At 28.7% G+C, this 2,540-nt stretch carries 2 protein-coding genes; both read right to left on the bottom strand.

Translation table 11 applies throughout. The features are described 5' to 3' along the window. On the bottom strand, positions 1–522 hold a 522-nt coding region (locus ACVC2P_RS06105; protein WP_452597591.1), incomplete at its 3' end, for a tyrosine-type recombinase/integrase. Positions 523–701: 179 nt separating this feature from the next. Continuing rightward, complete coding sequence (locus tag ACVC2P_RS06100) at positions 702–2,129, bottom strand: carboxypeptidase-like regulatory domain-containing protein (protein WP_452597590.1); 1,428 nt, start codon at positions 2,127–2,129, stop codon at positions 702–704. Positions 2,130–2,540 lie beyond the last annotated feature (411 nt).

The raw sequence follows: 2,540 nt of genomic DNA, 5'->3' as shown, positions 1-2,540 counted from the left end.
TTCTTTGTTTCGCTTTCCTAACACCTTTAATGTTCCGTTTTCTAAATCTAAATCTGAAAGTTTTATTTCTATTAACTCTATTCTCCTTATTCCTGTGGAATAAAACAATTCTATTATAAGTTTATTTCTAATACCTTCAAATGTATTATCATGATTAAATTCTTCTAACACCTTATTAATTTCAACTTCGGAAAATGGAACTTGAACTTTTTTACTTGTTTTAAGTGCCTTATGTTTAGCTAAAGGATTTTGTGTTATGGTTTCTACTTTTAGTAAAAACTTAAAAAAAGAGTTTAATGCCGATACTTTTCTATTAATACTTCGATTAGAAATTTTGCTTTCAACTAAACTAATTATCCACTGTCTTATCTGTGCATAGTTTATTTCTTCTACGGCAACTTCTCCATATTCTAACTCAAAAAACTTTATAAAAGATTCTATGTCTTTTTGATAAGCGTTAACGGTTAACTGAGAATATTTTTTCTCAAGTAACAAATACTCTATAAATTGTTCTAGTTGCATAGGTTTAAATATAAGAACTTTTACATAACATTAATATGATAATTTTTGTAAACTCACTGTAAGCTTCTTATAAAATATTAGAGAGAGTTCTTAAAGTTATTATGCGCGCGCTCATTTTATAATTGAAAAAGCCAGAACTGTTATTTTCTGGCTTTCTTTTTTGTAATAGATTAGACTATTTATTCTTTAAATAACGATGCTCTCTGTGTTAAGTCTTCAATTAGCTTCTCGTCTTCTTCGCTTTCTAATAAAATATTATACGTATCCCAAAACTCTTTATTATATGGTTTTGGAGAAAAAATATCTTTATCCCACTTTTTTTGTAATGCTTCTTTTATTTTGTCCTTATCTAATATAACTTCGGAGAATAAAATTTCTTGTACGGTATAGTAATAGCGTTCTTCTTTTTTATAACGGGCTTCTTCTGCTTCTGTTAACTTTTCTTGCGCTCTTCCTATATTAACTAGTTTTGGCGTCTCATAATAAATGTAATTTGGATACATTTTATCTTCATACTCTTTATACGAAATAACTAATTTGTGATTAAGCTGCGTATCAAATAGACGTTTACTTCTTATTTTTTGTGCTTTGGAAGCGGCTACTAGCTCGTACTCAATTTTTTTAATGGCATAATTATCCCAATATATGTACACCCACCCATTGGCTTCAAATCCTTCATTGTATATTCCTTTTGTATCTAAACCAACAAAGTCTGTACTTTTTAATATTTTTATTTTATATAGTTTTCTCTCATTATCAACTAAAATGGTATCCAGCTCAAATTGATGCTTTTCTAGCATATTTTCTCCAAATAGTGCTTTTGCATTATTTGCATTGCGGAGTAGGTTTAATTTTCCTTTAAAAATATTTTGAAGTCCATTAACTCTATCGTCATTCCATTTTATAGCTTTAACTAAATCAGCTGTTTTTACTTGTTCTCTTCTTATATCTTTTTTGTTGTAATACTTTTTGTTGTTTTGATTTAAATAGGCTTGGTAAGTAAATAAGCTATCTATATCTCTTAAATCGTAACTTTTTCTAACTTGATCTACATTTATTTTAAGAAAATTTCTTGTTGTAGGAACAGTGAATCCAGAATCGTAAACGGTAATAGCACTTTCTATAAGCCATTTAAACTCATTTTTATTACGTTCTTTATGTCTTAGGAATCCTTTTTGAATATATGAAGAATCAGGTAAGTTTCTTGGCAACCGTTCTATGGCTCTAACCATAATATCGTTTCCTGTTGTTGGTCTTGGTTCTCCTACTATTAACACCTCTTCTAATGATGCGATCTCTTCTTCAAGAAAAATTTCAAAATCTGCATCATACTCAGAAATTGGTATTTTATAGGTAGAATACCCTATTGAAGACACTACAAGTGAATCGTTTTCGTGTTCTCTTGGTACTTGAAGTGCAAATTTACCATCTGCATTTGTTATCGTACCTATTGTAGTATTTTTTATATACACACTAGCACTTTCTATGCCTTCTCCTTTATTAAAGTCTACTACTTTATTTTTTAACTCTATCTGAGCAAACAGTGTAGATGATCCAATAAGCAGCAGAATTAGGGCTAAGTATTTTTTGTAATTAGTTTTAAACATTTTAAATGAGGTTTAAATTTATTTAGAAACTATGCAAGAGTAATGCCAATATAAATGATTTCTTTAAACTAACGCTTTTTCATTCTAATTATTGCTATCTATATAGAATAACCTTAGAGTGATTACACAAACTTATTTTTCTCTTTGCTTATTACCATCTTGGTGATAATTTTTTGGGTATTTTCACCAAAATGCTAATTCCTATTAATGCTTTACCGCTGGTTTATACTCTTTTTTATCTATTACCATTTTGGCGATAATTTTTGAGTATTTTCGCCAAACTGTTAATCTATATTAATGCTTCACCGCTGGTTTATACTCTTTTTTATCAATTACCATTTTGGCGATAATTTTTGGGTATTTTCACCAAACTATTAATCTATATTAATGCTTTACCGCTGGTTTATACTC

The organism is Pontimicrobium sp. MEBiC01747 (assembly GCF_053601635.1).
Note: the sequence above shows the minus strand (reverse complement) of the source record. Positions and strands in the feature narration are given on the sequence as shown.

What these genes read in the sequence shown, in the direction of transcription:
- ACVC2P_RS06100 (WP_452597590.1), bottom strand. Translation starts at nt 2,129, where the DNA reads ATGTTTAAAACTAATTACAAAAAATACTTAGCCCTAATTCTGCTGCTT.